Here is a 24,503-nt window from a genome sequence, read left to right on the forward strand (position 1 = left end):
CTACCGGAGAAGTTGTCCGACGACTGTGTCCGCCAGCAGCCGACCGCGGAGCGTCGGCACGATCCTGCGCTCGGCGCCGCCGACCCCAAGCGCCGCGCGGCCATCGACGAGGCCATCGGCGATGAGCCCCGGGACCGCGGCACGGCCCTGTTCGCTGAGAGCGTCGATCGCGAAGCCGTCTGCGATCCGGGTCTCGAGCAACACGCGCTCGCTGTAGCGCGCCTCGTCCGACAGCAGTTCGCGGGCGTGCGCCGGCGACAGCCCCTGCCCCATCCGCTCGGCGTACGCGCGCGGATGCTTGACGTTCCACCACCGCAGGCCGCCCATGTGGCTGTGCGCGCCGGGGCCGGCACCCCACCAATCCTCGCCCGTCCAATACGACAGGTTGTGGCGCGAGCGCGTCTCCCTGGTGCGCGACCAGTTGCTGATCTCGTACCAGTCATACCCGGCCGCGGCGAGCCGCGCGTCGAGCAGTTCGTACATCTCGGCGTGCAGGTCGTCGTCGGGCGCTGCGACCTCGCCGCGGCGGATCTGGCCGGCAAGCTTGGTGCCGGCCTCGACGATGAGGGCGTACGCCGACAGGTGGTCGGGCTCGTTCTCAAGCGCGGCATCGAGCGACCGCCCCCAGTCAGCGATCGACTCGCCTGGCGTGCCGTAGATGAGGTCCAGGCTCACCTGGAGCCCAGCCGCGCGGGCCGCCTGCACGACGACAGGCACCCGCTCGGGGCTGTGCGTGCGATCGAGCGTGCGGAGCACGTGCGGCACGGCGGACTGCATTCCGAAGCTCACCCGAGTGAAGCCCGCCTCCGCGAGCGTCTCGAGGTAGGCCGCGTCGACCGAGTCGGGGTTCGCCTCGGTCGTCACCTCCGCGCCGGGGGCGATGCCCCACTCGTCGCGGATGCGACCAAGCACCATCGCGAGGTCGGACGCGGGCAGCAGCGTCGGGGTGCCGCCCCCGAAGAACACCGTCGAGACCTCGCGCTCGGGCAGCCCCGCAGCGCGCATGACGCCGGCGCCGAAGCTCAGCTCCGTCGCGGCCTCCGCCGCGTATCCGGCCTGGCTCGCGCCGCCGCCGAGCTCGCTCGCCGTGTACGTGTTGAAGTCACAGTACCCGCAGCGCACCCGGCAGTAGGGCACGTGAACGTAGACGCCGAACGCGCGATCCGCTGCCCCGTCGAGCACGCTCGCCGGGAGCGCCCCGTCGGCGGGAGCCGGATCGCCTTCGGGGAGCACGCTCGGCATCGTCAGTCGTCCTGCGAGGCGTCGCCGTCGGTGTGCGCCGAAGCGTCGGGCTCGGCCGGAGCATCGGTGTCGGCGGGAACGACCCCACCGCGGATCGCAGCGCCGGGCGCGAGCGCGCCGACGAGCGCCTGCGCGAGTTCGATCACATCGCGCAGCTCGCCGCGCTGTTTGATGCCAGCCATGAGCCCCGAGCTTGTCAGGAATGTGAAGCCGCGCGCGACAGCCCAGACGGTGCCGTCGGCGCGCTGCTCAACAGTCAGGAGCTGCTCACCGAAGCCGGTGACCGCCTCGCGGTCGCCCCAGGCGAACCCGAGGCGCTGCGGCTCGTCGACGGTCGAAATCACGAGGATCGGACGCGGCTGCTTCGCCTTCTCGGACGAGAGCGTGGCGGTCGTTCCCGGAAGCACGTACGCCTCACCCTCGGGGCTAAACAGTTCCTCGGGCTCCTCGCCGAGCTCCGGCGTCCCGCCGTCGTCGAACTGCACCCCGACGTAGTCGGTCTGCTCGCCGACCTCGATGTCGCTGACAACGAAGCCGGCCGCGCGGTGCGCGCCCCACGTCATCAGCTGGTTCGCCGCGGCGAGGAAACGCTCCTGCCCGCTTCCCAGCTGCAACGCCTCCTCGTAGGGGGTGCTGCCCGCGGGCGGGAACCGCATGAGGTCGGGCGCGCCGGACGCGCCGATTGCCGCGTACGCGACGGGCATGGCTGTATAGCTTGATCTGCGGGGTGCGTTCACTTCTTCGACGATTCCTTACCCTCGACGTCGCCAGAGAGCGCGGCGATGAAGGCCTCCTGCGGCACCTCGACGCGGCCGACCATCTTCATACGCTTCTTGCCCTCCTTCTGCTTCTCCAGCAGCTTGCGCTTACGGCTGATGTCGCCGCCGTAGCACTTCGCGAGGACGTCCTTGCGGATCGCGCGGATGTTCTCGCGAGCGATCACGCGGGCGCCGATGGCGGCCTGGATCGGCACCTCGAACTGCTGGCGCGGGATGAGCTTGCGCAGGCGCTCAGTCATCATCGTGCCGTAGGAGTACGCGTTGTCGCGGTGCACGATCGCGGAGAACGCGTCGACGGCCTCGCCCTGGAGCAGGATGTCGACCTTGACGAGATCCGCCTCTTGCTCGCCGCTCGGCTCGTAGTCGAGGCTCGCGTAGCCCTGCGTGCGGCTCTTCAGATGGTCGAAGAAGTCGAACACGATCTCGCCCATCGGGATGTTGTAGCGCAGCTCGACGCGTTCGCCAAGATACTCCATGCCGAGCAGGCTGCCGCGCCGCGACTGGCACAGCTCCATGATCGCGCCGACGTAGTCCTTCGGCGCGAGGATGGCCGCGCGAACCATGGGCTCGCGCACGCTGGCGATCTTGCCGTCCGGGTACTCCGAGGGGTTGGTCACCGTCACCTCGGTGCCGTCTTCCTTGGTGACCTCGTAGATCACGCTCGGGGCGGTTGTAATGAGGTCGAGGTCGAACTCGCGGCGCAGCCGCTCGGTGATGATCTCGAGGTGCAGCAGCCCGAGGAAACCGCAGCGGAAGCCGAATCCGAGCGCGACCGAGGTCTCCGGCTCGTATTGCAGGGCCGCGTCAGAAAGCTTGAGCTTGTCGAGCGCCTCACGGAGCACCGGGTAGTCGGAGCCGTCGAGCGGGTAGAGGCCCGAGAACACCATCGGCTTCGGGTCCGTGTACCCGGGCAGCGCCTCGGTGGCGCCCTTGAGCTTGCTGGTGACAGTGTCGCCCACCTTCGACTGGCGCACGTCTTTCACGCCGGTGATGAGGTAGCCGACCTCGCCGACGGCGAGCCCCTTGGTCGGGGTCGGGCCGGGCGAGGAGACACCGATCTCAAGGGCCTCGTACTCGGCGCCCGTCGACATCATCTGGACCTTCTCGCGCGGCGTCAGCTTGCCGTCGACCATCCTGACGTAGGTGACGACGCCGCGGTAGGGGTCGTAGACCGAGTCGAAGATCATCGCGCGCGCCGGCGCGTCAGTCTTGCCCACGGGCGCGGGGATGCGGGCAACGACGACGTCGAGGAGCTCCTCGACACCCGCGCCGGTCTTGCCCGACACCTTCAGCACGTCGTCGGGGTTGCCGCCGATGAGGTCGGTGATCTCGCGGGCGACGCGCTCCGGGTCGGCAGCGGGAAGGTCGATCTTGTTCAGCACGGGAATGATCTCGAGATCGTTCTCCATGGCGAGGTACAGGTTCGCGAGGGTCTGGGCCTCGATGCCCTGAGCCGCGTCGACGAGCAGGATCGCGCCCTCGCAGGCCGCGAGCGAGCGGGAGACCTCGTACGAGAAGTCGACGTGGCCCGGGGTGTCGATCATGTTGAGGGCGAACTCGCCGCCCTCGGACTGCCAGTGCATGCGCACTGCCTGCGACTTGATCGTGATCCCGCGCTCGCGCTCGATATCCATGTTGTCGAGGTACTGAGCGCGCATGTCGCGATCGGACACCGTGCCGGTGACCTGGAGCATGCGGTCGGCAAGCGTCGACTTGCCGTGGTCGATGTGCGCGATGATGCAGAAGTTGCGGATCATCGTGGGGTCGGTCGACGCCGGCACCGGTGGTTTCAGACTGCGTGGAGACATTGCCAGCCATTATCTCACGCACCGGGCGCTCCCGGCACCACACCGCTGCGGGTCGTCGCGGCGGGCAGGGCGCTCCAAGCCGGGCACCGTAGGATGGCAGCGTGTCTGCTTCACAGTTCTTTCGACGCGTTCTCGCGCCGGGACGCCCCGAGCGGGCCGTCGTGCTCGCAGTCGCGCTCGGCGCCGCGACCCTCATCGACCCGGCAAAGCTCACGACGGGCAAGCGCGCCGCCTACCGGCTCGGCCTCGCCGGACTCACTGCCGCCGATATCGCGACCGACGTCCCGCCCGGCACGAGCGCGACGGCGCGTTCCGCCGCCGCGGTCGCCGCAGGTGGCGCCGTGCTCGGGCTCTCCGAGGCCGGTGAGGCGTTCGACGCGCGGCTCCAGCGTGCGCTCGTTCGGCGCGGCGTCTCGCGGCCGCGCCTCGTCCTCGCGGCGGCGGGAGTTGCGATCTCGCTCGCTGCCGAACTCCCCTCGGTCATTCGGGCGAGCAGGATCAGGCGCGCCCTCGCCGCGCGCGGCCTGGCCGGCGTCGATCTGGGCCCCGAAACCGACTCGGCGCTTGCGGAGCTCCCCGATGGCGCACGCGCCGTCATCGCCGGGATGCTCGACTACAGCGCAGAGCCCAGCGCCGGAGCGCTGCTCGCGCAACTCGATTCCGCCCGCGAGCAGCTCTGGGAGGGGGTCTCCGGCTCGTACGACGTCATCTCGATCGACGTCGCGGACGCCGAGACGCTGCCGCGCGCCGTCCCGCACGTGCAGCGGTTCCCGGTGTCGGCCACGTTCGCGGACCCGGTATCCGGGTCGACCCGCGTGCTCCGGCTGTTCGTCGAATCAGGGATGCTCGCCCAGCTCACGATCGAGGATGCGTCGGTCACAGATGAGTGGTCCGCGGGCGACGCCAACGCGAGCGCCCTCTGGCCCGCGCAATGGCCGCAGCTTGCGGAGATCACGTTCGCGCTCGACAGTGATGCGCCGACCGATCGCCGCGGCGCCCGGATCGCGCGCATGCGGCCCGGCATCGCGAGGCCAGACCGCGCGTGACACCTGTCACGTGCATTGCGTGACACTCTCCCCTCGTTGAGGGCGCTGCTCCCCCGACAAGCTTGGGGGTATGACACAGGAACAGTCCCCCACGCAGGCGCCGCAGGCGTCGCGACCCGCCTCGCCGCCGGCGATCGAGATAGTCGGCGTCGAGCGCCGCTTCGGATCAGGCGACGCGCTCGTCCGGGCCGTCGACGGCGTTGATCTCAGCATCCAGCGCGGCGAGGTCGTCGCCCTCCTCGGCCCGAACGGCGCGGGCAAGACCACGCTCGTCGACATGGTGCTCGGCCTCAGCGAACCCGACCGGGGTGCGGTGCGCGTGCTCGGCGCGGCACCCAGGGCAGCCGTCGCGCGCAGCACGCTCTCCGCGGTGCTCCAAACCGGCGGCCTGCTCGCCGACCTCACGGTCCGCGAGACCGTCGAGGTCATCGCAAGCTTTCACGGCGCTGGCCAGCGCGTCGCCGACGTGCTCGAGCGCGCGGACCTGACAGCCATCGCGGGGCGCAGGGTGAGCAAGTGCTCTGGCGGCGAGCAGCAGCGGGTGAAGTTCGCGCTCGCGCTCCTCCCCGACCCTGACGTGCTGATCCTCGACGAGCCGACCGCTGGCATGGACGTCACCGCGCGCCGCAAGTTCTGGGACGCGATGCGCGAGGACGCAGCCTCCGGGCGCACGATCGTGTTCGCCACCCACTACCTCGAGGAAGCTGAGCAGTTCGCGGGGCGCACCGTGGTCATGAACCACGGTCGCATCGTCGCCGACGGCGCGACCGCGACGCTGCGCGCGTCGCTCGGCGGCCGCACGCTCACGGCGACGCTGCCTGCGGGCGCAGACGCGCTGCTCGCCGAGCTGCGCGCCGACGTGACCGTCTCCGAGCTGTCCGCGAGCGCCGGCCGCGTGACGCTCCGCGCCGCACACTCTGACGCGGTCGCCGCTCGTCTCCTCGCAGCCGGCGCGAGCGATCTCGAGATCGCCGCGCCGACACTCGAAACCGCCTTCACCGCCCTCACGGAGGACTAACCCATGCTCTTCACCGCAACCTTCTTTCGCGTCGAGGTCATGCGCCAGTTCCGCAACCCGTACACGCTCGTCTTCACCCTCGGCATGCCGATCGCCATGTACCTGCTCTTCGGCGCAGCCGCCGAGTACGCGACGGCAAGCGCCGGCAACGGCAACGTCGCGTTCTACGTCATGGCGTCGATGGCCGCGTTCGGCGCCGCCACCGCGATGACCTCGCTGTGCTCGCTCGCCGCCTCCGAGGTCGGGCAGGGCTGGGGCCGCCAGATCGCGCTCACGCCGCTCTCGATCCCCGGGTACGCCGTGGTGAAGCTCGCGGTCGCGCTCGCCTTCTCCGCGGTCTCGGTCGCCGGGGTGTTCCTCGTCGGAGCGCTCACCGGCGCGCGCGCCGATTCGCCCTGGGCCTGGCCACTCGTGGCCGCCATCATCCTCGCGGGCGGGCTCATCTTCGGGCTGTTCGGCCTGGGCACGGGCCTCGCGTTCAACTCCGACACCGCGGCGTCGCTCGCGTCGATCGCGATCACCCTGTTCGGGTTCGTCGGCAACGTGTTCATGCCGCTCTCGGGCGCAATGCTGACCGTCGCGCACTTCACGCCGATGTACGGCTACGCCGCGCTCGTGCGCTGGCCGATCACCGAGGGCGTACTCATCTCAGGCGGGAGCGACTCGATCTGGGTGGTGCTCGCGAACGTCGCGGCCTGGACCATCCTGTTCGCGGCACTCGTGCGCTACGGCGTGCTCCGGTCGAGGCGCCGGCGCTAGGCTTGCTGCGATGAGCGAACCGAGTCACACAGAGCCGACGAACGCCTGGGCACGCTTTGGCTGGCTCATGGGCGGTATCTGGCTCGTGTTCCTCTACTTTCCCGCAACCGCTCTCCTTCGCTCCGAGGGGCCGGTGTTGGCGGTCGCGGTCGGGTGGTTCGGCGTTGCAGCGTTTGCGGCCACCTACCTCACGGGCTTCATCGTCGGGATGCGTGCGCCGCACGGCAGGGAACGGCCGGCCACAGTGTGGCTGTTCGTCGCAGCGATCGCGAGCGCGGCGCTCACGATCCCCGCGATCGGGTGGGGCGTCACGAGCTTCACGCCGTTCCTCATGTCGTACGCGTCGTACCTGCTCAACCGGCCGACGCACTGGGTCGCGAACACCGCGGGGCCCGCGCTGATCGTGTTCGAGATCGCGACCGCGCAGGCCCGCGGCGATGTCGAGCCGTGGCCGCTGCTCTGGATCACCGTGATGATCGCGGCGGTCAACACGATCAATTCGTGGCTGATCGCGCGCTCGACGGCGGCCGACGAGCTCCGCGTCGAGCTCGCGACGAGCGAGGGGCGCGAGGCCGTCGCACGGGACGTCCATGACCTCCTCGGCCACTCGCTGACCGTCGTGAAGCTGAAGGCGGAGCTCGCGTCCCGGCTGCTGGAGCGCGACCCGGCCGCCGCGCGCGCGGAGCTCGACGAGATCGTCAGGCTCACCGGCGAGGCCATCGATGGGGTGCGCGGCACCGTCACCGGCGTGCGCTCGGAGGGTCTCGCGGAGCAGCTTGCTGCGACCGCCGACGCGCTCGCGACGGCCGGGGTGGCGCTCGAGGTGCGCGGCAGCGCCAGCTCGCTGTCCCCAGCGCAGGCGATTCCCGCCGCCTGGATCCTGCGCGAGGCGACGACGAACATTCTGCGGCACGCCGACGCGAGCCGCGCGGTCGTGAGCATCTCCCCCGGCACGCTGAGCATCTCCGACAACGGCCGCGGGCTCGCGCCCGATCCCGGGCTCGGCGGCGACGCCGGCACGCCAGCCGCCGGGACGCACACCGCCGGCGCACAGTCCACCCGTGCCACGGGGCACGGGCTGCGCGGCATGAGCGAACGTGCGGCCGAGGCCGGCGCAGAACTGCGCGTGACGGGCGCGCTGGGTCACGGAACGAAGGTGAGTCTCACATGGTGATCAACACGGGAGCTGGCCCACGTAGCGCTGGTGCCGCGGGCGACGGGCGGATCCGGCTGCTACTCGCCGACGATCAGGCGCTCGTGCGGGGCGCGCTCGGCGCCCTGCTTGGCCTCGAAGCCGACCTCGAGGTCGTCGGGTACGCTGCAGACGGCGGCGAGGCCGCGACGCGCGCGGGCGAGCTCACGCCTGACGTGTGCCTCATGGACATCCAGATGCCCGGCATGGACGGCATTGCGGCGACTGACGCCGTGCGCGCCGCGAGCCCCCAGACCCGCGTGCTCATCGTCACGACGTTCGCGCGGCCGGGATATCTTCGCGCGGCACTCGAGGCGGGTGCCAGCGGCTTCGTCGTCAAGGACGCGCCGCCCGAGGAGCTCGCCGATGCCATCCGTCGTGTCCACCGCGGCCACCGCGTCGTGGACCCCGCGCTCGCCGAGGCGTCGCTGTTTGAGGGCGCGAACCCGCTCACCGAGCGCGAGCGCCAGGTACTCCGGCGTGCCAGCGAGGGACTCACGGCCCCGGCGATCGCCGCGGAGATCTTCCTGTCGGCTGGCACCGTGCGGAACCTCCTCTCCTCGGCAATCGGCAAGGTCGGCGCGGAGAATCGCACCTCGGCCGCCAGGCTGGCGTTCGAGAAGGGGTGGCTCTAGTGTCATCGGCCGCACGGGTCGGAGCGGCGCCGCCCGCCGTTGCCTGGGCGCGGCTCCTGTTCGGCGCCATCCTGCTCGCCGTGCTCGGCTACACCTATGTGCTCGGCGTCCCGTCCGACGGGCCGAACCCGTTCAACTTCTTCGGCTACTTCACCAACCTCACCAACCTCATCGCCGGGCTCACCTTCATCGTTTCTGGCGCGCTCGGCTGGCGTGGCGGAGCCCTCCCGCAGACGCTTCACCTGCTCCGCGGGGCCATCGTCGCCTGCCTGCTTGTCGTCGGGGTCATCTACAACACGCTCATCCCAGGCACCGGTACGGCTCCCGCGTGGGTGTCGCTCATCCTGCACGCCATCGCCCCGGCCGTGGCGTTCCTCGATTGGATGTTCGTCGGGGACCGCCACCGGCTTCCGTGGCGGTCGCTGTGGGTGATCTTCCCGTACCCGGTGACCTGGCTCGCCGTCGTGCTCGTGCGCGGCGTCACGGACGGCTGGGTACCCTACGGCTTCCTGCTGCCGAGCCACGGTGCGGCCTACGTGCTCGCGCACATCGCTGGCCTGCTCGCGACGCTCACCCTCGCCGGCGTGCTCGTCTGGCTCTGCGCCCGCCTCCCCGGCGCGGCAGCGCTGACTCGACGCTGATTCGATGCTGCTTCGATGCTGCTTCGATGCTGCTTCAATGCTCGCGTGACCACCTCGGCCCCGCCGGCCCGCACGCCGACCCGACACGGCATTCCCCGCGTGCTCTCAGGCGCGGGATCTGCTAAAGTAGGTTCTTGGCTTGCGTGTGGCTCACACCACACCCCCGTTAGGTGCCCTCTCTCACCGCGCGGATCAACCCGATTGACCTCTACTGAAGGAACCAACCCAACGTGGCAAATATTAAGTCGCAGATCAAGCGCATCAAGACCAACGCCAAGGCAACTGAGCGCAACAAGGCGTACAAGAGCGAGCTCCGCACCGTCATCCGCAAGACCCGCGAGGCAGTCATTGCAGGCGACAAGGCAGCAGCAGAGTCGTCGCTGAAGGTCGCAAGCCGCAAGCTCGACAAGGCCGTTTCGAAGGGCGTGATTCACAAGAATCAGGCAGCGAACCGCAAGTCGAAGCTCGCCGCTCAGGTCGCAAAGATCTAAGCACACAGACTTCGAAGCTCGGGTCCCACACTGTGGGGCCCGAGCTTTTTTGTGCCCACTCCACGCGCGACCGGGGCGCTGCCCCCGTGGTGCCCGACGTTCACAATGGGATCGACAGCATCAATGCGAGTTCGGGCCTGAACCGGGATACCTTCTGCAGATCCCAGGGATACTGCGGGGATGAACAGGCAGCGAGGGCCGGGCTGAGTCGGGAGGGGCTGAGCTGGGCCGGGCCGGGCTGAGCCGGGCAGAGTTGTACTGGGCCCCTAGGAATCGCGGCCGCGGAGCGCCACAAACGTGACGAATCGCTCGATCGCGTAGTCCGGGTCCCTGCTGCCGCCCTTGAGCTGCCACTCGGTCTCCGCCGCGAGGTCAATGGCGCGTGCAAGGTCTTCCTCGCGCCAGCCTCGGATGTCCTTCAACGCGCGATCGACCATCCACGGCGCCATGCCAAACTGCTTGGCGAGTTGCCCCGAGGAGCCGCGCGCGCCGAAGACCCGAGCCATGCCGCGAAGCTTCATGTTCAGCACCGCGAGAATCGGAATCGGCGACGTGCCACCCAGGAGCGCCTGTCGGAGGAGCAGGAGGGCGTCGGCTCGCTTGCCTGCGACCGCGGCGTCGGCGACCTTGAACCCGCTCGCCTCGACACGGCCCTCAGTTGCCCGGTTCACGTGGTCCTCGGTGATCTCGCGGCCGACATCAGACACGAGCTGCGCGCAGGCTCCGGCGAGCTCGGTGACGCTGCCAGAGGAGTAGGCCGCGGCGAGCATGCGCACAGCTCCGGGGGTCGCGCGGGCCTGCAGTCTGCGGAACTCGGCCTGCGCGAAGGCCAGGCGATCCTGATCTTTCTTCAGCTCTGGGCACAGCACCTCGATCGCGCCCTGCGTCTTGCGCACCGCGTCGAGTAGCGCCTTGCCGCGCTGGCCGGTGGTGTGCCGCAGCACGAGCGTCGTGTCTTCTGCCGGCTCCGCGATGTACCGCTTCGCGTCCTCGATGAACGCGTCGGAGCATTTCTCGACGCCGGTGACGCGGATGAGGCGCGGCTCCGCGAAGAGCGACGGGCTCGCAATCGTGAACAGCTCCCCCGCGCCGTAGCTCGCCGCGTCGACGTCGTGGACCTCCAGCTCGGCGTGCGCCTCACGGAGCAGCTCGCGGATGCGCTGCGAGGCGCGGTCGGCAAAGAACTCCTCGGGGCCGCTCACCAGCACCACGGGCGCCGGGGTGACGTCGGTCCATTCAACCTTGGAGATCTTTGCTGTAGCCACGCACCCAGACTACCGGCAGCCACCGACACCACGCCTCCGTGGCGCCGGGTCGTCGAGGGCGCCATAACGCATCGTGCGACCGGTGGCCGCAATACATCAGATTAATGTAAGGTAAACCTAACTCACCAGATTCGCGAGGAGATCATGACGCTGCTTGACCTTCGGCCCCCGGCGGCCCCCACGTTGCGCATGGACGACGCCCCGGCTCGCCTCTCCCGCCAACGCGAGGACCCGGACGCGCAGCGCTACGTCGCGGCGCCGTATCTCCTCACGACGAGCGTGCACCGTCCCGCCGAAGCCGTCACGTGGACGCCCCACAGCCACCCCGAGCACGAGCTGCTGTGGACTGACCGGGGCGTGGTCACCATGCTCGCCGACGGTAAGCAGTGGACTGTCACACCGGGCGTCGGCCTCTGGCTTCCCGCGGGCACGCTGCACGAGGGGTCATCTCGCGAGGACACCGAGGTGCGCACCACCTACTTCGATCCGGGACTGTGGCAGAAGTCGTGGGAACGCCCCGTCGCGGTGCGGCTGCAGCCCGCCGCACGCGAGCTCCTGCTCTACCTCAAGCGCGCCACGATGTCGGTAGAACAGCGCGTCCGCGCGCAGCAGGTGTGCGTCGACATGCTCGAACTCACCGAGGGCGTGCGGCTGGACATCCCGCTCCCCGAGGATCCGCGGCTCGCGCTCCTCGTTGAGATGATCCTCAGCGATCCCGCGGACGACCGTTCCCTCGAGCAGTGGGCCTCGATGCTCAACATGACCTCCCGCACGCTCACCCGGACCTTCAGCGCCGAGGTCGCCATGAGCTTCGCGCAGTGGCGCCGGCTCGTCCGCATGCGCGCCGCCCTCGGTCAACTCTCTGACGGCAGGACCGTGAAGTCGGTCGCCCGCAGGGTCGGCTACAGCACGACGAGCGCATTCGTCACCGCGTTCCGCAAGACCGTCGGCTGCACGCCAGGGGAACTCTCCGGGCGGCTGTAGCCGTATCGAGCCCGCGCTGTCCGGAACGCAACATGAGCTGTCCCCACGCGGCAGCACCGCCGAAATAGCCTCGATGAGGGGGATCCGCGACCACGCGACCCTGCCCAGCCGCGACCTTGGAGCTCCGTCGACAGCATGACAGTCACCGCACCGAGCGTGCGGGCCGCGCGATCCGCGAACGGCCTAGCACGCACCAACCTCTCCAGGACCCTGATCCTGATCGGCATCCTTGCCGCGCTCGCGCTGATCGCGCTCACGAGCATCGTCGTTGGTTCCCGCGAGATCCCGATCGGCGTCGTCTGGGACGCCGTCTTCGCGCCCGCCGATGTCGAGGATCACTTCGTCGTGCGCGATCTCAGGATCCCGCGCACCGTCGTCGCGATCGTCGTCGCGGCGGCCCTCGGCGTCGCGGGGGCGCTCATCCAGGCACTCACCCGCAACCCGCTCGCGGACCCCGGAATCCTCGGAGTGAACGCTGGGGCCTCGTTCGCCGTGGCGGTCGGCGTCGGGGTGTTCGGCGTCGCCTCGATCTCGCAGTACATCTGGTTCGCCTTCGCCGGCGCGCTTATCGTCACGATCGCGGTCTACGCGATTGGCGCCGCGGGGCGGGGCGGCGCCGATCCGCTCCGGCTCGTGCTCGCCGGCGTGGCGCTTGGCGCCGCCCTGAGCGGCCTGACGACGGCGCTCACGCTGCTCGACCCGCAGGCGTTCGACAAGATGCGCGGCTGGGGCGCGGGGACCGTCGTCGGCCGCGGCCTCGACGTCGTCATGCCGGTGCTCCCCTTCCTCGCGGTGGGCCTCGCGATCGCACTGGCGATGGCGCGACCGCTCAATGCGATCGCGCTCGGTGAGGATCTCGCGGCCACCCTCGGCGCGAACGTGCTCCGCACGCGGATCCTCGTGATCATCGCCGTGACCCTGCTCGCTGGCGGCGCGACCGCGATCGCGGGCCCGATCGGCTTCATCGGCCTGATGGTGCCGCACGTCGCTCGCTGGATCGTCGGACCGGACCAGCGCTGGATCCTTGCCTACACCGTCGCGCTCGCGCCGATCCTGCTCCTCGTCGCGGACATCGTCGGGCGACTCATCATGCGCCCCGCGGAGCTGCCCGTCGGCATCGTCACCGCGTTCGTTGGCGCCCCCGTACTGATCGTCTTGATCCGCAGAAGAAAGATGAGCGGCCTGTGATCGACAGCACCCCTCCGACGCGCCCGTCCCCGCCCCGCATCGACTTCGGGCGGGACGTCAGGCGACTGCGGATCTTCGGCCTCTGGCTTCGCGTCGACGTCCACCTGGTCGCGGTGTGCGCGCTGCTCGCAGCGGTCGCACTCGGGATCGGGATCGCCGCGCTCGCAAACGGCGAGTACCCGCTGAGCGTCGCCGAGGTCTGGCACACGCTCGTCGCAGGGACGAGCGATTTCACACACACCGTCGTCGTCGAGTGGCGGATGCCGCGCGCGCTCGCGGCAATCACCTTCGGTGCTGCGCTCGGCGCCAGCGGCGCGGTTTTCCAGTCGCTCACCCGCAATCCGCTCGCAAGCCCCGACATTCTCGGCTTCTCATCGGGCGCGTACACCGGAGCGATCATCGTGATGATCGTCTTCACGGGCAGCTACATCGACGTCGCGATCGGCGCGTTCGTTGGCGGACTCGCCAGCGCGGCAGTCGTCTATCTGCTCGCGTTCAAGGGCGGAGTACAGGGCTTCCGGCTCATCGTCTCGGGCATCGCGGTGTCGGCCATGCTCAGCTCGTTGAACACGTGGCTGACGCTCACCGCGGACCTCGACACGGCGCTCGTCGCGGCGGTGTGGGGCGCCGGGTCACTCAACGGAATGACCTGGTCGCAGACGGGGCTCGGCAGCCTGCTCGTGCTCGTGCTGCTCATCATCACGCTCGCGTTCGCGCGGCCCCTACGCCAGCTCGAGCTCGGCGACGACGCGGCGAAGGCCCTCGGCGTGCGGGTCGAGCCGGCGCGCCTCGCGCTCATGCTCGTCTCGGTCGGACTCATCGCCGTCGTCACCGCGGCGGCCGGCCCGATCTCATTCATCGCACTTGCTGCCCCGCAGATCGCCAGGCGGGTGACCCGCTCGGCAGGCGTCTCCGTCGTCTCCTCGGCGATGATGGGTGCCGTCCTGCTGTCGGCCTCCGATTTCGTCGCGCTCCACGCACTGCCAGCCATGCTTCCCGTTGGCACCGTCACCGTTGTTATCGGCGGCGGCTACCTGATCTGGCTCCTCATCCACGAGGCGCGCCGCCGCGGCTGATCGCCTCGGCCCATCCGCGCCAGTCGCACGCCCCTCATCCGAAAGCACTGCCATGACCACTCACACGCTCTCCCCCGCCGCCCTCCGCGTCGAGCACGCCACGATCGGCTACGACCAGAAGACGATCTCGACCGACCTCTCTATCGAGATCCCCGACGGCTCGTTCACCGTGATCGTCGGGCCCAACGCCTGCGGTAAGTCCACGCTGCTTCGGGCGCTCTCTCGGCTCCTCAAACCCACCGCCGGCCGCGTGCTCCTCGACGGGAAGAGCATCTCCTCGTACCGCGCGAAGGAGGTCGCGAAGCGCCTCGGACTGCTCCCCCAGACGTCGCTCGCTCCCGACGGGATCACCGTCGCAGATCTCGTGGCGCGCGGCCGCTACCCCCACCAGGGGCTCATCAGGCAATGGTCAGACGCCGACGAGCGCGCCGTGCTCGACGCGATGACCGCGACCGGCGTGACCGAACTGTCGACGCGGCTCGTCGACGAGCTCTCCGGCGGGCAACGCCAGCGCGTCTGGGTCGCGATGGTGCTCGCGCAGCAGACCGAGCTGCTGCTGCTCGACGAGCCCACAACGTTTCTCGACATCGCCCACCAGATCGAGCTGCTCGAGCTCTTTACCGATCTCAACCTCGCCGGGAACACGCTCGTTGCGGTGCTGCACGACCTGAATCAGGCCGCGCGCTACGGGACCCATCTCGTCGCCATGAAGGACGGCCGAATCGTGGCGCAGGGCGCCCCCGAAGAGATCGTCACCGAGCAGCTGGTGTCCGAGGTCTTCGGGCTCGCCTGCCGGGTGGTGCCGGACCCGGTGGCGGGCACCCCCACCGTCGTGCCGCTGGGGCGGGACCGGTCTCGCGGAGGTGCGGCGAGTCCCGAACGCGATGCAGCGCGTCCCCCTCGCGCATCGCTGCCTGAATACCGTTAATGCTGGGCCCTCCGGGCTCGCAACATGGGCCCTCCGGGCTCGATTCAACTCAGGCCCGTCTTTCCCGGGCCACCGTCTGTTAGCAAGGACACACATGCCACTCCCGTCCACACCCACGGCTCCCGTCACCCGCAGAGCGGCGCCTCGACGTCGCGCGTACGCGCTCCTCGCGGCGGCGGTATCGGTTGGCCTCCTCGCCGGCTGCGCGAGCGCCGCACCCGCCTCCGAGGAGGAGACCCCGGCGGCATCGTCGGAGACCATCAGCTTCGAATACGAGGGCTACTCCGCCGAGATCCCGGACGACCCGAAGCGGGTCGTCGTGCTCGATAGCCGGAGCGGCCTCGAAATGGCGCTGCTCGCCGACTACCCGCTCGTCGCGACCGCGTACGGCACCGACAGCCCGCTTTCCCCGCTCATCGATGACAACGTCGCGCACCTGAAGAACACCGCGTTCGACCTGAATCGCGAGGAGATCGCCTCGTACGACCCCGACCTCATCGTCGTCGGCGTCGGCTGGTGGAACTTCTACGAGGGCGAGGACTTCAAGCTCGGCGAGATCGCGCCCGTGCTCGCCGTCAACGACGGCCTCGACGTCGAGGGTGCCTCGGCCGACAACCCGTTCGAGGCGATGACCGCGCAGCTCACGCTCCTCGGCCGCGAGGACAAAGCTGAGGACGCCATCGCGGGCTACGAGAAGGCCGTCGCGGATGCCCGTGAGCGTATCGGGGCATACACGGACGGCAAGGTGGCATCGGTCATTCATTCGCCCGTCGACAACTTCACGGTGATCTCGGACGAGTCGATCTACGAGGTCGTGCTCCCGGAGCTCGGGTTCACCATCCTCGAGAGCGACGAGATCAACGCCGCACCGCCGAACCCGAACGGCATCGGCCACATGCTGAGCTACGAGAACGCGGTCGGAGTCTTCTCCGACACCGACATGCTGCTCGTGTACAAGGACAACGTCGCCGCGGATCTCGACCCGCTCCTCAAGCGCGTACCTGCGGTGGAGCGGGGCACCTGGATCGAGGGCAACCTCGCCGAACGCTTCGGCTTCGCGCTCACCTACACGAGCTTCGTGAACGGAATCGCTGACGCCGTCGAGGCATTCCCCGACTTCTCGAAGTAGCAAGCGCACGCAGCGCGCCACTGCTCCCCGCGAGGGGACGCGCCCCGGTCCGGTGAGGGGGTTCACGGGCTCGGGGCGCTCGCGCGTTTCGTGAGCGCGACGGTGCGCCAGCGCCCGCAGACCGGCCGGTCGCGCCAGCGACCCGGGATCGGTCGCCTGCCGCCCAGAAGGTGGGCTCGCCGCTGCCGTCGCCGTTAACGCCGGGTGCGCCGCCGCCGTTCCTGCCGCCGACGACAGCGATCGACCCGAGCGCATCGGTCCGCAGCACGTCCACCCCGGCGTCCGACAGCGTCGTGAGCAGCTCCGGGTTCGGGTGTCCGTAGCGGTTCTCGGCGCCAACCGAGATGAGCGCCGCGCGGGATCCGAGCGACTCGTAGAACCCCGGGGCCTGATTGCGGGAGCCGTGGTGGGCAACCTTCACGATGTCGGCCGTGAGGCGCGGGAACGCCCGCATGAGTGGCGCTTGCTCCGCTGCGCCGGTGTCTCCGAGGAGCAGCACGGCGAGCTCCCCGATCTCGACCCGCAGCACGAGGCTCGTCGCGTTCACGTCGGGGTAGGACGTTCGCGCGGGTGGCGAGAGCACCTCCCACCGGAGATCACTGACTTCCCGGCCGCTGCCGACTCCAGGCCGCGCGCCCGCCCCTGACGCGCCCGCCACGGCCTCCACTGCGCGGATACCAAGGGCGCTCACCCGATCGTGAATCCGCTGCCGCCCCAGCTCCTCGCCGCTGTCTGGCGGGAGCAGCGCGGCGTCCACCCGGTCGCCGATCTCCTCGAGGGCCCCGACGTGATCCCAGTGATCGTGGGTTACGACAAGCAGCCCGATCCGGTCGACGCCGAACAGGTCGAGGCACGCCGCAAGCCCGTCCGGGTCGTCGCCGGTGTCGATGAGGATCACCTCGTCACGACGGCTGGGGTCGCGCAGCAGCACGGCGTCCCCCTGCCCGACGTCGCAGGCGACGACCGCCCAGTCGCGCGGCACGCCGAACCGAAGCGTGAGCGGCGCGACAACCGCCACACCCGCAGCGATCCCGGCCGCCGTCGCACCCGCCGCCCATGCGGCGGCGGTCGGCCCGACGGCTGCGCGCACCGGCCCGACCCAACCTCGCCGGTCTCGCCGACGGGCTGGGCGCGGCGCCATCGCGACACGAGTCCCCCGCTGCACCACACCGTCGGTCGACGCCGCCGGAGCGCGCTGAGCGCGTCCGCGCAGCGCGAGCGCGAGCCCAGCGAGACAGTACACCCCTGTGAGCGCCGCCGCACCGCCCCAGCCGTCCGGCCAGAACAGCCGCGCTCCCGGAAGCGCGGTGCCGACCGCGCCCGCCGCCTCGATCCACCGGGCCGGCCAGGTCGCGAGCGCGAGAGTTGCGCCGCCCAGGCTTCCCTGGAGCGGGAGAACGAGGAGAGCGAGCAGTCCAGCGGCCGTGCCTGCGGGGGCCGCGGGAGCCGCGAGCAGGTTGGCAAGGATGCCGCCGACGGAGAACCCGGGCTGCAGGAGCAGCAGGAGCGGCGCGCAGCTGACCTGAGCCACCGCCGCGACGGCGAGCGGAAGGGCGATGAATCGCGGAATCCGGGCTCGCCGACGCAGCCAGGCCGTCACCGGGGTCGCTGCGAGGACTATCCCGCCGGCAGCAACGACGGAGAGCGCAAACCCTGGCTGGATCGCCTGCCACGGGTCCGCCCAGAGCAGCACGAGCACTGCCAGGCCGAGCGCGGGCAAAGAACGCCCCTGTTTCCCGCCGAAGTTCGACGCCAGCAGCACGCCCGCCATGATCGCCGCGCGCTGCACGCTCGCGTCGGGGCCAACGATGATCACGAAGCAGACGAGCGCGCCGCCGGCGATACACACCCTGACCCGCCGGCCGGCGCCGAGTGCACGCGCACCCGCGACGGCTGCGGCGATGACGAGGGCGCAGTTCGAGCCGGAGACTGATCGCTTCCCAGATGACACCGCGCATTGCTTACACAGAGCCAAAGTTGGGCGTCGAAAGGTGAGGAATGCGAAGTGAAGAGAAGCTCGTCTGTCGAGAGTATCTCAGGGTGTCGAAAGACCGCTACGGTACCGGTCGGTCGCCTGACGAGCAGCACGCCGACAACGTCGAAGCTGTGAAGCGTAATGGGTGGAGCATGCACCCGAACCCCTACCGCGATGACGACCGAAGCGCCTCGCGGTATGCCAAGAAGTCACGCGAGGGCTTCGAGCAGCTCATGCAGGATCTCGAAGAGAATTCCTTCGGTGCTGATGCGCTCGTACTCTGGGAATCGTCGCGCGGCTCGCGTCGCGCCGGCGAGTGGGTCGATCTCCTGGATCTGCTCGCAGAGCGCGGCGTGCGCGTGCTGGTCGTCACCCACCAACGCCTCTACGATCCGGCGAACGCGCGCGACCGGCGGTCGCTGCTTGAAGACGCGGTCGATTCGGAGTACGAGAGCGCCAAGACTTCCGAGCGTCTCCGCCGCAGCGCAAAGTCTCTAGCGGAGAAAGGCCAGGTGCATGGCAAGCACCTTTACGGCTACAAGCGGATCTATGACTCTGAAACCCGGCGGCTGCTCCGCATCGAGCCGCATACCGAGCAGGCACCGGTCGTGCGCGAAGTATTCCGGCGCGCATTGGCCGGGCAGTCATACAACGGCATCGCGAAGTGGCTGAACGAGTCTGGCATCCCGCCCCGCCGGCCGCAGCAGTTCAAGACCCCGCGCACCATCACCGGCTGGAACTCATCGTCGGTACGGCAGCTGCTGAACGCGGAGGCGTACACCGGTGTGAGACTCCACCACGGCCGCGTCGCATCAACCGAGGCAGTCTGGCCTCCGCTCGTCAGCCGCGAGGACTGGGACGCTCTGCAGCAGATCAACGCGGGCCGGGTGAGTTTTGGCAGCCCGAAAGATTCACGTGCGAAAAGGCTGCTTGTCGGGATCGCCCAGTGCGACGAGTGCAGCGCATGGATGGGGATTTTCCCGCAGAACCGCGGCTCAAAGAAACTCGATTCAGAGGGCAAGCCGATCCCCCGCGAGCGCTACTGGTCGTACATCTGCCAAGGTCTCCCCGGGGTCTCCGGTTTCCACGTCGCAATGAAGCAGGATCATTTGGATCACGCCATCACTGAGCTCATCATCGCCCGCCTGTCGCGCCCGGATTTCCTGGTTGTCGTAGGCCAGCAGGAGGCTGATACGCAGGCGGAGCGGGAGCAGCTCCGGCAGGAGATCGCCGGGCACCAGCACTGGCTAGAGGAGGTGCGGGTGAAAGCCGAGGAGACTCGTGATCTAACTCTCCTCTTTGACCAGGAGGCCCGGGTGCAGCCGAAGATCAAGGCTGCCCAAGAGCGGCTGGAGCGCCTCGCTGGCCTCGATCAGCAGGTGATGGATGTCGCCGGAGCTACAAGCGTACGCGAGGCGTGGGGGAAGCTCCCTCTGGAAGATCAGCGGCGGATTGTGCGCAGCCTGATGCGCATCCGCGTGAAGCGGGTTCCGGAAGGGATGAAGGGGCACCGGGGAGTCAATCTGGATCGCATCGAGGTCGTGTGGAAGTGAGCCGACTCGTCGAGGTCAATATCGAGAAATTCGACCGCAGCCTCGATTTTCTCTCTTCTCGCACCCGCGACACCCGGGCGGTACGACATCTCCGTGCTGACTACGCCGCCCTCGCTGTCGGCCTGCACGACGATCTACATGCGCTGCCGGCGATGGAAGCTGCCGCAGGCGGGTCGTTGGTGCTCGGCACGCTGCCGGTCGCGCTTGACCCGGTGCACATCGTTGAGCCGAAGGGCCTGCAGTGGGCGCGGAGCATGAGCTACGTCCACCGGTACCTCACAACGCATCACCGTCTCCCGCTCGTTAGCCAGCACCGCCACATGACCCCGAATCCGGCAGCGTGGCTCCTGCACCTCCGTCATGAGGAAGATCTCACGCCACGTCAGCGAGAGAACATCGACCGCTACGTCCCTTGCTGGCAGCTGACACCGCAGGAGGTCGAGTGGTGGCGGAACCTGCGGCGGGCACGTCGATTCGTTGAGCTAAACGGCCGGCTACCGATCGCTACTGAAGACGACGATCGCGGGCGCCCGGTGCTGGGGCCGTGGGTTCGAACGCATGTGCTCGCTGCAAACCTAGCGCAGCACACGCAGGAGCAGTGGGAGGTGGCGCAGCATGTGCTGTGGCGGGCCGGGCGGCTGTGAGTCAGTCAAAGTCCCCGAGAAGTTTGTCCACCACTTCGTCGGGGTTCTCAGCCGAGGAGTCAGCAAGCCGGAAGAGCTCAGAAAGTGCATTGTTCACTTTGAACGCCGATGGGTCTCCGACTTCAGTCGAAGACTTGACCATTTCAGCATACGGGCGTGCACCTTCACCCTTCCGATAAACATAGAACTCGTAAGGGGCCCCCATGATGAGTCCAGTTGAAATCTCGTACGTTGCGCTGGGAGCCTGCGCACGGAGGACATTCTTGCCCATTACTGTGCTCAGGATTGATCGACTAAAGCCCGCCATCCCGTAGGTGCCTGTAGCATTTCGGCGCTCCCAAACAAGCTTTCCTTCACGTGTCGCAGTGATCAGGCCTTGAATCAGCCGCTCCCAAGTTTCGTTGTCAAGCATTCTTCGCCTCCTCTGCGGGAATTTTTCCAGGGTCGTTACGCACCGAAACAGTGGTCGTCTTGATTTGGGTCACCAAGATCTGAAGGCTATCTACGTTGACTCTGACAAGTTCATCGACAGGTGTGTCAGGAGAACCGTAGAGGCTAGACCGGGCTTCAAGCGCCTTTGTGATCTCAGATTTCATGCTTTCAATTAGCGAAGAAAAACTAGTTGAACCTGATTCGAGAAGCGGGATTGCCTCAGCGAGCCGGTATGCAAATTTCTGAAACTGAGTAGAAAGCTCTTCCCGATTTCCAGTTCGAACTGCATCGTCAATTCGATCCATCAACTCCTCAAAACCTGGCAATACTGAGAGAAGTTGATTTTTGATTAGGGTCGCCCTAGTACGTTCAAGCTCTTCACGTGCTGCATTCAAAGCGCCCTTGCTTTTCATCAGCTGATAGATCGTGAACCCGATGCCTAGCCCACCAAGCACGAATCCTGCCCAATCGAGGGGTCCAGGGATCGCCGAAAGATCAATCCACTTCCAGCTGTTGAAGATCACATGATTATGCTATCCCAGCCTTGGCTGCGGGTCGGGTCGCCGGTATCCGAAGCCTTCAGGAATGCGGTTGATCTCTGGCGGCTTTACGCCGTGATCCTGGTGCGGGCAGAATCAGCACGTCCACCCGAGTCGCTCCGCCGGGTACGCCGGCTGCAGAATGTAGCCGTCCGGTAGTTGCCCGGTGCTGAGCCAGGTGATCGCTACGTCGAGCATCTCGACGGTTTTCAGAAGCTCCTCCGGACGGCACCGAGAGATGAAATACGCGGCATCCGGCGGGAATTCATGCCAACGCCCGTCCTGAATGCGATCGTGCGAGACAACGGTTGAGCGCATCGAAAGTATGAGCCTCAAGCATGACCTGATCTCGCCGGGCGTCGCCGAGAACCTGAGCTGTGAATCGCGGATACCCGGGGGTTTCTGGCTCCTCTCCTGTGTCAACTGCTACCCAAGCCCACGGATACTCCCCCGTCACCGATGCGAGCTGGCCGCGCGCCATCGTAACTGAAGGGCATGGCCGGGGTGATAGCTGCGTTTCGGTATTAGACCACCGCCACGGCAGTGCCGGCTGCGCCTGCGTTCGTAGCTCCGGTGCGTGCCGCAGATCGTCGCGCAGGTCGAGGATCGGGAGGTCAAGAGTGAGAGTCATAACGCACCCAATGCGCGGGCGATGTTCGGCCGAAGCTCCCGCGGCCGCCAATCGGTGCCTGTGATCTCCTCTAGGTACTCGAAGGCGGCATCACGGTAAGCCGGCGGGCATGGGCCGGAGAGGTAGTAAACGTCCGCGTCGGGCGCGATTCCCGCCTGCTCAACGCACGCTGCGATGGCCTCGAGTGCCGCCCATTTTCCGGGTAGCCCGGTGTTAAGCAGCGGTGCTGCCCAGCTGCTGTCTGCTTCGGTGATTGCGAACGTGGCTTGCTCAGGCACCGTGCCCGACTGGAAGACGGCCGCGTGGGTCAGCTCATGCACCGCCAGCGCCCGAAGAGCCCTCCTGGCCTCCCACGGGACGCCGCTCACGTACTCGCGGTCGAGCTGCACAACGTCCGGGTAATCGACTGAGACGAACCCCGCCAGCGACTGGTGCGCGCCGCTCGGAAGCTCACGCCCCTCGCTAAGATCTGTCAGCTCCAACTCCGCCCTGTCGCCGAACGGCAACCGTGGCCATTGCTCGATCAACCAAACCTCGGGATCCCACTCGGGTTCAGCCGGAACCGCCGGCGCTTCCGCAGCCTCAGGCTCTACTGCCTGCGCCGGGGCACCGATACCGAGCGCCAGCGCTGCCAGGACACCGGCTCCAAGCAGCGCCCGAATTCCCCCACGCTTCACTGCGAACCCCCGAGCCGCTGCACGGTCGCCTGGTGCTCCCGCGCCAGCACAGCAACCTCTCGCTCGGCCATCGCGAGCGCGTCAACCAGCGCGGAGTAACCCGCAGCCAGCGATGGATTCCCGGCATCCGATGCGGCCGCGGCACAAAGTACTGCCTCGGCACCACGGCGACCAAGTTCATCGCGAAGGTCGGTGGTCGCCTGGTGCGCAGCCTGCACGAGGGCCAGATCATTGTCTACGAATCCCGACATGTCTCTTCTCCTATATAGAGGACGGTTATGGGTGCGGGGCGAGGTCTTCCCCGCCCCGCAGTTGTTCAGCTACTCAGCCATCTCAGGCTCTGCCTCGGCGGGCGCTTCGACGATCTCGCCGTCGGGCGTATCTGTCTGCTCCGCTTCGGTGTCGGTGTTCTCCGGTGGGTGCTTCGCGGTGAGGGCAATACCTGCGTAAGCGACGATGGATCCGAGGGCCGCGACCACGTAAGCGGGCCAAGCGAGACCGGCAATTGCGGTGACACCAATGGTGGCGGCGGCGGTTGCGAGGCCTGCACCGATGGCTACTGGACTGCGGAGGCCAGCGATGAGAGCCTCCTGTGACTCGTGTGCATGCCCGCCGCGGAGACGAGCGGCGAAGACGTAAAGCGCAGCGACGCTGAGCAGGCCAGATGCGCCGGCGAGAATCGGAGGCCAGGTCCAAGCGAACGGCGCGGTCGCGGCGGCGAAGAGCGAGATGATGAGCGCTGCCGGCGCGGTGACGAAAGCAGTCGCAGTGCGAGCGATCCCGGAGGGCGTTGTCAGTGCGAGTCCGTGGGCACGGCGGACGACGAGGGCGGCGATGGCCAGGATGGCGGCGATGACTGAAAGGATCGAGCTGCTGACCATGGCCGGGAAGGTCAAGGTTCTTGAGGATTGCTTGGTCTCGGACGCCTTCTCCTTGGCTGCTGCGGTGAGGTTCTTGCTCTTCTCCTTGGTCGCGTCCCAGGCAGCGCCGGTCTTCTCCTTGACCTTGGCCCAGGTCTCGCTCGACTCATTCCCATCGTCAATCTTGATCGCAGGCTCACGAATCCAGCCCTCGTCAGAAAGCGCCCAACCTGCCGTGAACGAGGTCGCCTGGACGGTGTCGCCCGGGGCGAGTTCTCCCCCCGCCGAGGCGCCAGTCGGTGCGTCGTAGATCTGGTATCCCGCGCTAGGCACCTTGAAGGGGCGCTTCGAATCGCCCGCGCTAGCGAGCGGCACCAGGTACTCCTGGACCGACCAGAGCACGTCGCCCGATGCCGGATCGACGACGGGCTGCCAGGTCACCTCCCCTGCCAGACCAGCGGCACCCTGGGCAGTGAGCTGCGGATCGTTCGAGCTCAGGAAAGCCGTACCACTTGCGAGTCCGTCGGACACCGGGCCGGCGCTAAATGCGCCGGTTCCGGGCATCGCGAAGAGGCCGTCGGAGGCCGATCCGATCTTGTCCCAAACTCCCCCAGGCAGGTCATCCTCCGCGGCGATGGCGAAGTACTTGCCGCTCTTTTCAAGCTGTTCGGCGCTCACAGCGGGGTAGATTGTGACGTCGTACTGCTCGACGAACCCCTGCGTGTCGGGGCGAAACTCGACCTCATAGCTACCGGGGGCGGTCGTGAACTGGGGGTGTGGAATCAGCTGGCCGGTGACGGCGCAGAGCGGTGCCTGCATCTGACCGAGCGTTGCGCCCGACGCGTCTTTGACGGTCGCGGATTGCAGCGGGCCAGCGATGCGGCCGGACTCGCAGTCAAGATCGGCAGCGTGGGCTGCTGTAGGCGCGAGCAGTGCCGCGCAGGCGATTGCTGTTGTAGCGAGGGACGCGCTGAGACGGCGGATTGGTGCGGACATCTTATACCTCCTGTG

The 24,503-nt window shown here is 68.1% G+C and carries 24 protein-coding genes; 14 read left to right on the top strand and 10 right to left on the bottom strand.

Annotated elements, in window-relative coordinates; genetic code table 11:
- The 3 genes from hemW to lepA are packed head-to-tail and all read right to left on the bottom strand — an operon-like array spanning position 1 to position 3,829.
- Complete coding sequence (hemW, locus tag BJ960_RS08535) at positions 1-1,242, bottom strand: radical SAM family heme chaperone HemW (RefSeq protein ID WP_185986957.1); 1,242 nt, start codon at positions 1,240-1,242, stop codon at positions 1-3.
- A 2-nt stretch (positions 1,243-1,244) separates the two neighbouring features.
- Positions 1,245-1,979 carry a DUF1990 family protein gene (locus BJ960_RS08540; RefSeq protein WP_185986958.1) on the bottom strand — a complete coding sequence of 245 codons (735 nt, stop codon included), beginning with the start codon at positions 1,977-1,979 and terminating at the stop codon, positions 1,245-1,247.
- Positions 1,976-3,829: a translation elongation factor 4 gene (gene lepA / locus BJ960_RS08545; protein ID WP_185986959.1), complete on the bottom strand. Its 1,854-nt coding sequence runs from the start codon at positions 3,827-3,829 to the stop codon at positions 1,976-1,978. Before lepA ends, BJ960_RS08540 begins: the two co-directional genes overlap by 4 nt.
- A 101-nt stretch (positions 3,830-3,930) precedes the next feature.
- Between lepA and BJ960_RS08550 the strand changes: the two genes are divergently transcribed.
- The 7 genes from BJ960_RS08550 (at position 3,931) to rpsT (ending at position 9,611) form a co-directional block, all read left to right on the top strand.
- On the top strand, positions 3,931-4,875 hold the full coding sequence (locus BJ960_RS08550) for a hypothetical protein (protein WP_185986960.1): 945 nt from the start codon (positions 3,931-3,933) through the stop codon (positions 4,873-4,875).
- Positions 4,876-4,945: 70 nt separating this feature from the next.
- Positions 4,946-5,893 (top strand): ABC transporter ATP-binding protein, encoded by a 948-nt coding sequence (locus BJ960_RS08555; RefSeq protein WP_185986961.1) that lies wholly within the window; start codon positions 4,946-4,948, stop codon positions 5,891-5,893.
- A gap of 3 nt (positions 5,894-5,896) precedes the next feature.
- Positions 5,897-6,652, top strand: coding sequence for an ABC transporter permease (locus BJ960_RS08560; protein WP_185986962.1), 756 nt, complete (start codon positions 5,897-5,899; stop codon positions 6,650-6,652).
- A gap of 10 nt (positions 6,653-6,662) precedes the next feature.
- Entirely contained in the window at positions 6,663-7,826 is a 1,164-nt protein-coding gene (locus BJ960_RS08565) for a sensor histidine kinase (protein WP_185986963.1), read from the top strand.
- Positions 7,820-8,479 (top strand): response regulator transcription factor, encoded by a 660-nt coding sequence (locus BJ960_RS08570; protein ID WP_185986964.1) that lies wholly within the window; start codon positions 7,820-7,822, stop codon positions 8,477-8,479. Before BJ960_RS08565 ends, BJ960_RS08570 begins: the two co-directional genes overlap by 7 nt.
- Complete coding sequence (locus tag BJ960_RS08575) at positions 8,479-9,120, top strand: Pr6Pr family membrane protein (protein ID WP_185986965.1); 642 nt, start codon at positions 8,479-8,481, stop codon at positions 9,118-9,120. Before BJ960_RS08570 ends, BJ960_RS08575 begins: the two co-directional genes overlap by 1 nt.
- Positions 9,121-9,350: 230 nt before the next feature.
- Positions 9,351-9,611 carry a 30S ribosomal protein S20 gene (gene rpsT, locus BJ960_RS08580; protein WP_121072264.1) on the top strand — a complete coding sequence of 87 codons (261 nt, stop codon included), beginning with the start codon at positions 9,351-9,353 and terminating at the stop codon, positions 9,609-9,611.
- A gap of 266 nt (positions 9,612-9,877) precedes the next feature.
- Here rpsT and holA read toward each other — a convergent pair whose 3' ends face one another.
- Positions 9,878-10,876, bottom strand: coding sequence for a DNA polymerase III subunit delta (gene holA / locus BJ960_RS08585; protein WP_185986966.1), 999 nt, complete (start codon positions 10,874-10,876; stop codon positions 9,878-9,880).
- 144 nt (positions 10,877-11,020) lie between these two features.
- On the opposite strand from holA, the gene BJ960_RS08590 reads away from it, so the two are divergent.
- From BJ960_RS08590 to BJ960_RS08610, 5 genes are all read left to right on the top strand, one after another.
- Positions 11,021-11,860 (top strand): helix-turn-helix transcriptional regulator, encoded by an 840-nt coding sequence (locus tag BJ960_RS08590; RefSeq protein WP_185986967.1) that lies wholly within the window; start codon positions 11,021-11,023, stop codon positions 11,858-11,860.
- A 135-nt stretch (positions 11,861-11,995) separates the two neighbouring features.
- Complete coding sequence (locus BJ960_RS08595) at positions 11,996-13,048, top strand: FecCD family ABC transporter permease (protein ID WP_185986968.1); 1,053 nt, start codon at positions 11,996-11,998, stop codon at positions 13,046-13,048.
- The gene (locus tag BJ960_RS08600) at positions 13,045-14,124 is read left to right on the top strand and encodes a FecCD family ABC transporter permease (RefSeq protein WP_202229149.1); all 1,080 of its coding nucleotides are present in this window, start codon (positions 13,045-13,047) and stop codon (positions 14,122-14,124) included. The genes BJ960_RS08595 and BJ960_RS08600 overlap by 4 nt, the downstream gene beginning before the upstream one ends.
- A 52-nt stretch (positions 14,125-14,176) precedes the next feature.
- On the top strand, positions 14,177-15,052 hold the full coding sequence (locus BJ960_RS08605) for an ABC transporter ATP-binding protein (RefSeq protein ID WP_185986969.1): 876 nt from the start codon (positions 14,177-14,179) through the stop codon (positions 15,050-15,052).
- A 94-nt stretch (positions 15,053-15,146) separates the two neighbouring features.
- Positions 15,147-16,181: an ABC transporter substrate-binding protein gene (locus BJ960_RS08610; RefSeq protein ID WP_185986970.1), complete on the top strand. Its 1,035-nt coding sequence runs from the start codon at positions 15,147-15,149 to the stop codon at positions 16,179-16,181.
- Here the strand turns inward: BJ960_RS08610 and BJ960_RS08615 are convergent.
- Complete coding sequence (locus BJ960_RS08615; protein ID WP_185986971.1) at positions 16,114-18,132, bottom strand: ComEC/Rec2 family competence protein; 2,019 nt, start codon at positions 18,130-18,132, stop codon at positions 16,114-16,116. The genes BJ960_RS08610 and BJ960_RS08615 overlap by 68 nt on opposite strands.
- A gap of 47 nt (positions 18,133-18,179) precedes the next feature.
- Between BJ960_RS08615 and BJ960_RS08620 the strand changes: the two genes are divergently transcribed.
- Positions 18,180-19,709, top strand: a complete 1,530-nt coding sequence (locus BJ960_RS08620) for a recombinase family protein (RefSeq protein ID WP_185986972.1) — start codon at positions 18,180-18,182, stop codon at positions 19,707-19,709.
- A complete protein-coding gene (locus BJ960_RS08625; RefSeq protein WP_185986973.1) occupies positions 19,700-20,353 on the top strand; it encodes a hypothetical protein in 654 nt (217 codons plus the stop codon). Before BJ960_RS08620 ends, BJ960_RS08625 begins: the two co-directional genes overlap by 10 nt.
- A 1-nt stretch (position 20,354) precedes the next feature.
- On the opposite strand, the gene BJ960_RS08630 is transcribed toward BJ960_RS08625, so the two are convergent.
- The 5 genes from BJ960_RS08630 to BJ960_RS08650 form a co-directional block, all read right to left on the bottom strand.
- Entirely contained in the window at positions 20,355-20,765 is a 411-nt protein-coding gene (locus tag BJ960_RS08630) for a hypothetical protein (RefSeq protein ID WP_185986974.1), read from the bottom strand.
- Positions 20,758-21,309, bottom strand: coding sequence for a hypothetical protein (locus tag BJ960_RS08635; RefSeq protein ID WP_185986975.1), 552 nt, complete (start codon positions 21,307-21,309; stop codon positions 20,758-20,760). The genes BJ960_RS08630 and BJ960_RS08635 overlap by 8 nt, the downstream gene beginning before the upstream one ends.
- A 642-nt stretch (positions 21,310-21,951) precedes the next feature.
- A complete protein-coding gene (locus BJ960_RS08640) occupies positions 21,952-22,632 on the bottom strand; it encodes a hypothetical protein (protein WP_185986976.1) in 681 nt (226 codons plus the stop codon).
- A complete protein-coding gene (locus BJ960_RS08645; RefSeq protein WP_185986977.1) occupies positions 22,629-22,883 on the bottom strand; it encodes a hypothetical protein in 255 nt (84 codons plus the stop codon). Before BJ960_RS08645 ends, BJ960_RS08640 begins: the two co-directional genes overlap by 4 nt.
- A gap of 69 nt (positions 22,884-22,952) precedes the next feature.
- Positions 22,953-24,488, bottom strand: a complete 1,536-nt coding sequence (locus tag BJ960_RS08650; RefSeq protein ID WP_185986978.1) for a hypothetical protein — start codon at positions 24,486-24,488, stop codon at positions 22,953-22,955.
- Positions 24,489-24,503 lie beyond the last annotated feature (15 nt).

Source organism: Leucobacter aridicollis, assembly GCF_013409595.1.
GTDB classification, from domain to species: domain Bacteria; phylum Actinomycetota; class Actinomycetes; order Actinomycetales; family Microbacteriaceae; genus Leucobacter; species Leucobacter aridicollis.

Excerpts from the sequence above, each read along its gene's own strand:
- BJ960_RS08590 (WP_185986967.1), top strand. The coding sequence starts at position 11,021 with ATGACGCTGCTTGACCTTCGGCCCCCGGCGGCCCCCACGTTGCGCATG.
- BJ960_RS08610 (WP_185986970.1), top strand. The coding sequence starts at position 15,147 with ATGCCACTCCCGTCCACACCCACGGCTCCCGTCACCCGCAGAGCGGCG.
- BJ960_RS08630 (WP_185986974.1), bottom strand. The coding sequence starts at position 20,765 with ATGCTTGACAACGAAACTTGGGAGCGGCTGATTCAAGGCCTGATCACT.
- BJ960_RS08555 (WP_185986961.1), top strand. The coding sequence starts at position 4,946 with ATGACACAGGAACAGTCCCCCACGCAGGCGCCGCAGGCGTCGCGACCC.
- BJ960_RS08650 (WP_185986978.1), bottom strand. The coding sequence starts at position 24,488 with ATGTCCGCACCAATCCGCCGTCTCAGCGCGTCCCTCGCTACAACAGCA.
- BJ960_RS08565 (WP_185986963.1), top strand. The coding sequence starts at position 6,663 with ATGAGCGAACCGAGTCACACAGAGCCGACGAACGCCTGGGCACGCTTT.
- BJ960_RS08605 (WP_185986969.1), top strand. The coding sequence starts at position 14,177 with ATGACCACTCACACGCTCTCCCCCGCCGCCCTCCGCGTCGAGCACGCC.
- lepA (WP_185986959.1), bottom strand. The coding sequence starts at position 3,829 with ATGTCTCCACGCAGTCTGAAACCACCGGTGCCGGCGTCGACCGACCCC.
- hemW (WP_185986957.1), bottom strand. The coding sequence starts at position 1,242 with ATGCCGAGCGTGCTCCCCGAAGGCGATCCGGCTCCCGCCGACGGGGCG.
- BJ960_RS08560 (WP_185986962.1), top strand. The coding sequence starts at position 5,897 with ATGCTCTTCACCGCAACCTTCTTTCGCGTCGAGGTCATGCGCCAGTTC.
- BJ960_RS08620 (WP_185986972.1), top strand. The coding sequence starts at position 18,180 with ATGCGAAGTGAAGAGAAGCTCGTCTGTCGAGAGTATCTCAGGGTGTCG.
- BJ960_RS08570 (WP_185986964.1), top strand. The coding sequence starts at position 7,820 with ATGGTGATCAACACGGGAGCTGGCCCACGTAGCGCTGGTGCCGCGGGC.
- BJ960_RS08645 (WP_185986977.1), bottom strand. The coding sequence starts at position 22,883 with ATGTCGGGATTCGTAGACAATGATCTGGCCCTCGTGCAGGCTGCGCAC.
- BJ960_RS08595 (WP_185986968.1), top strand. The coding sequence starts at position 11,996 with ATGACAGTCACCGCACCGAGCGTGCGGGCCGCGCGATCCGCGAACGGC.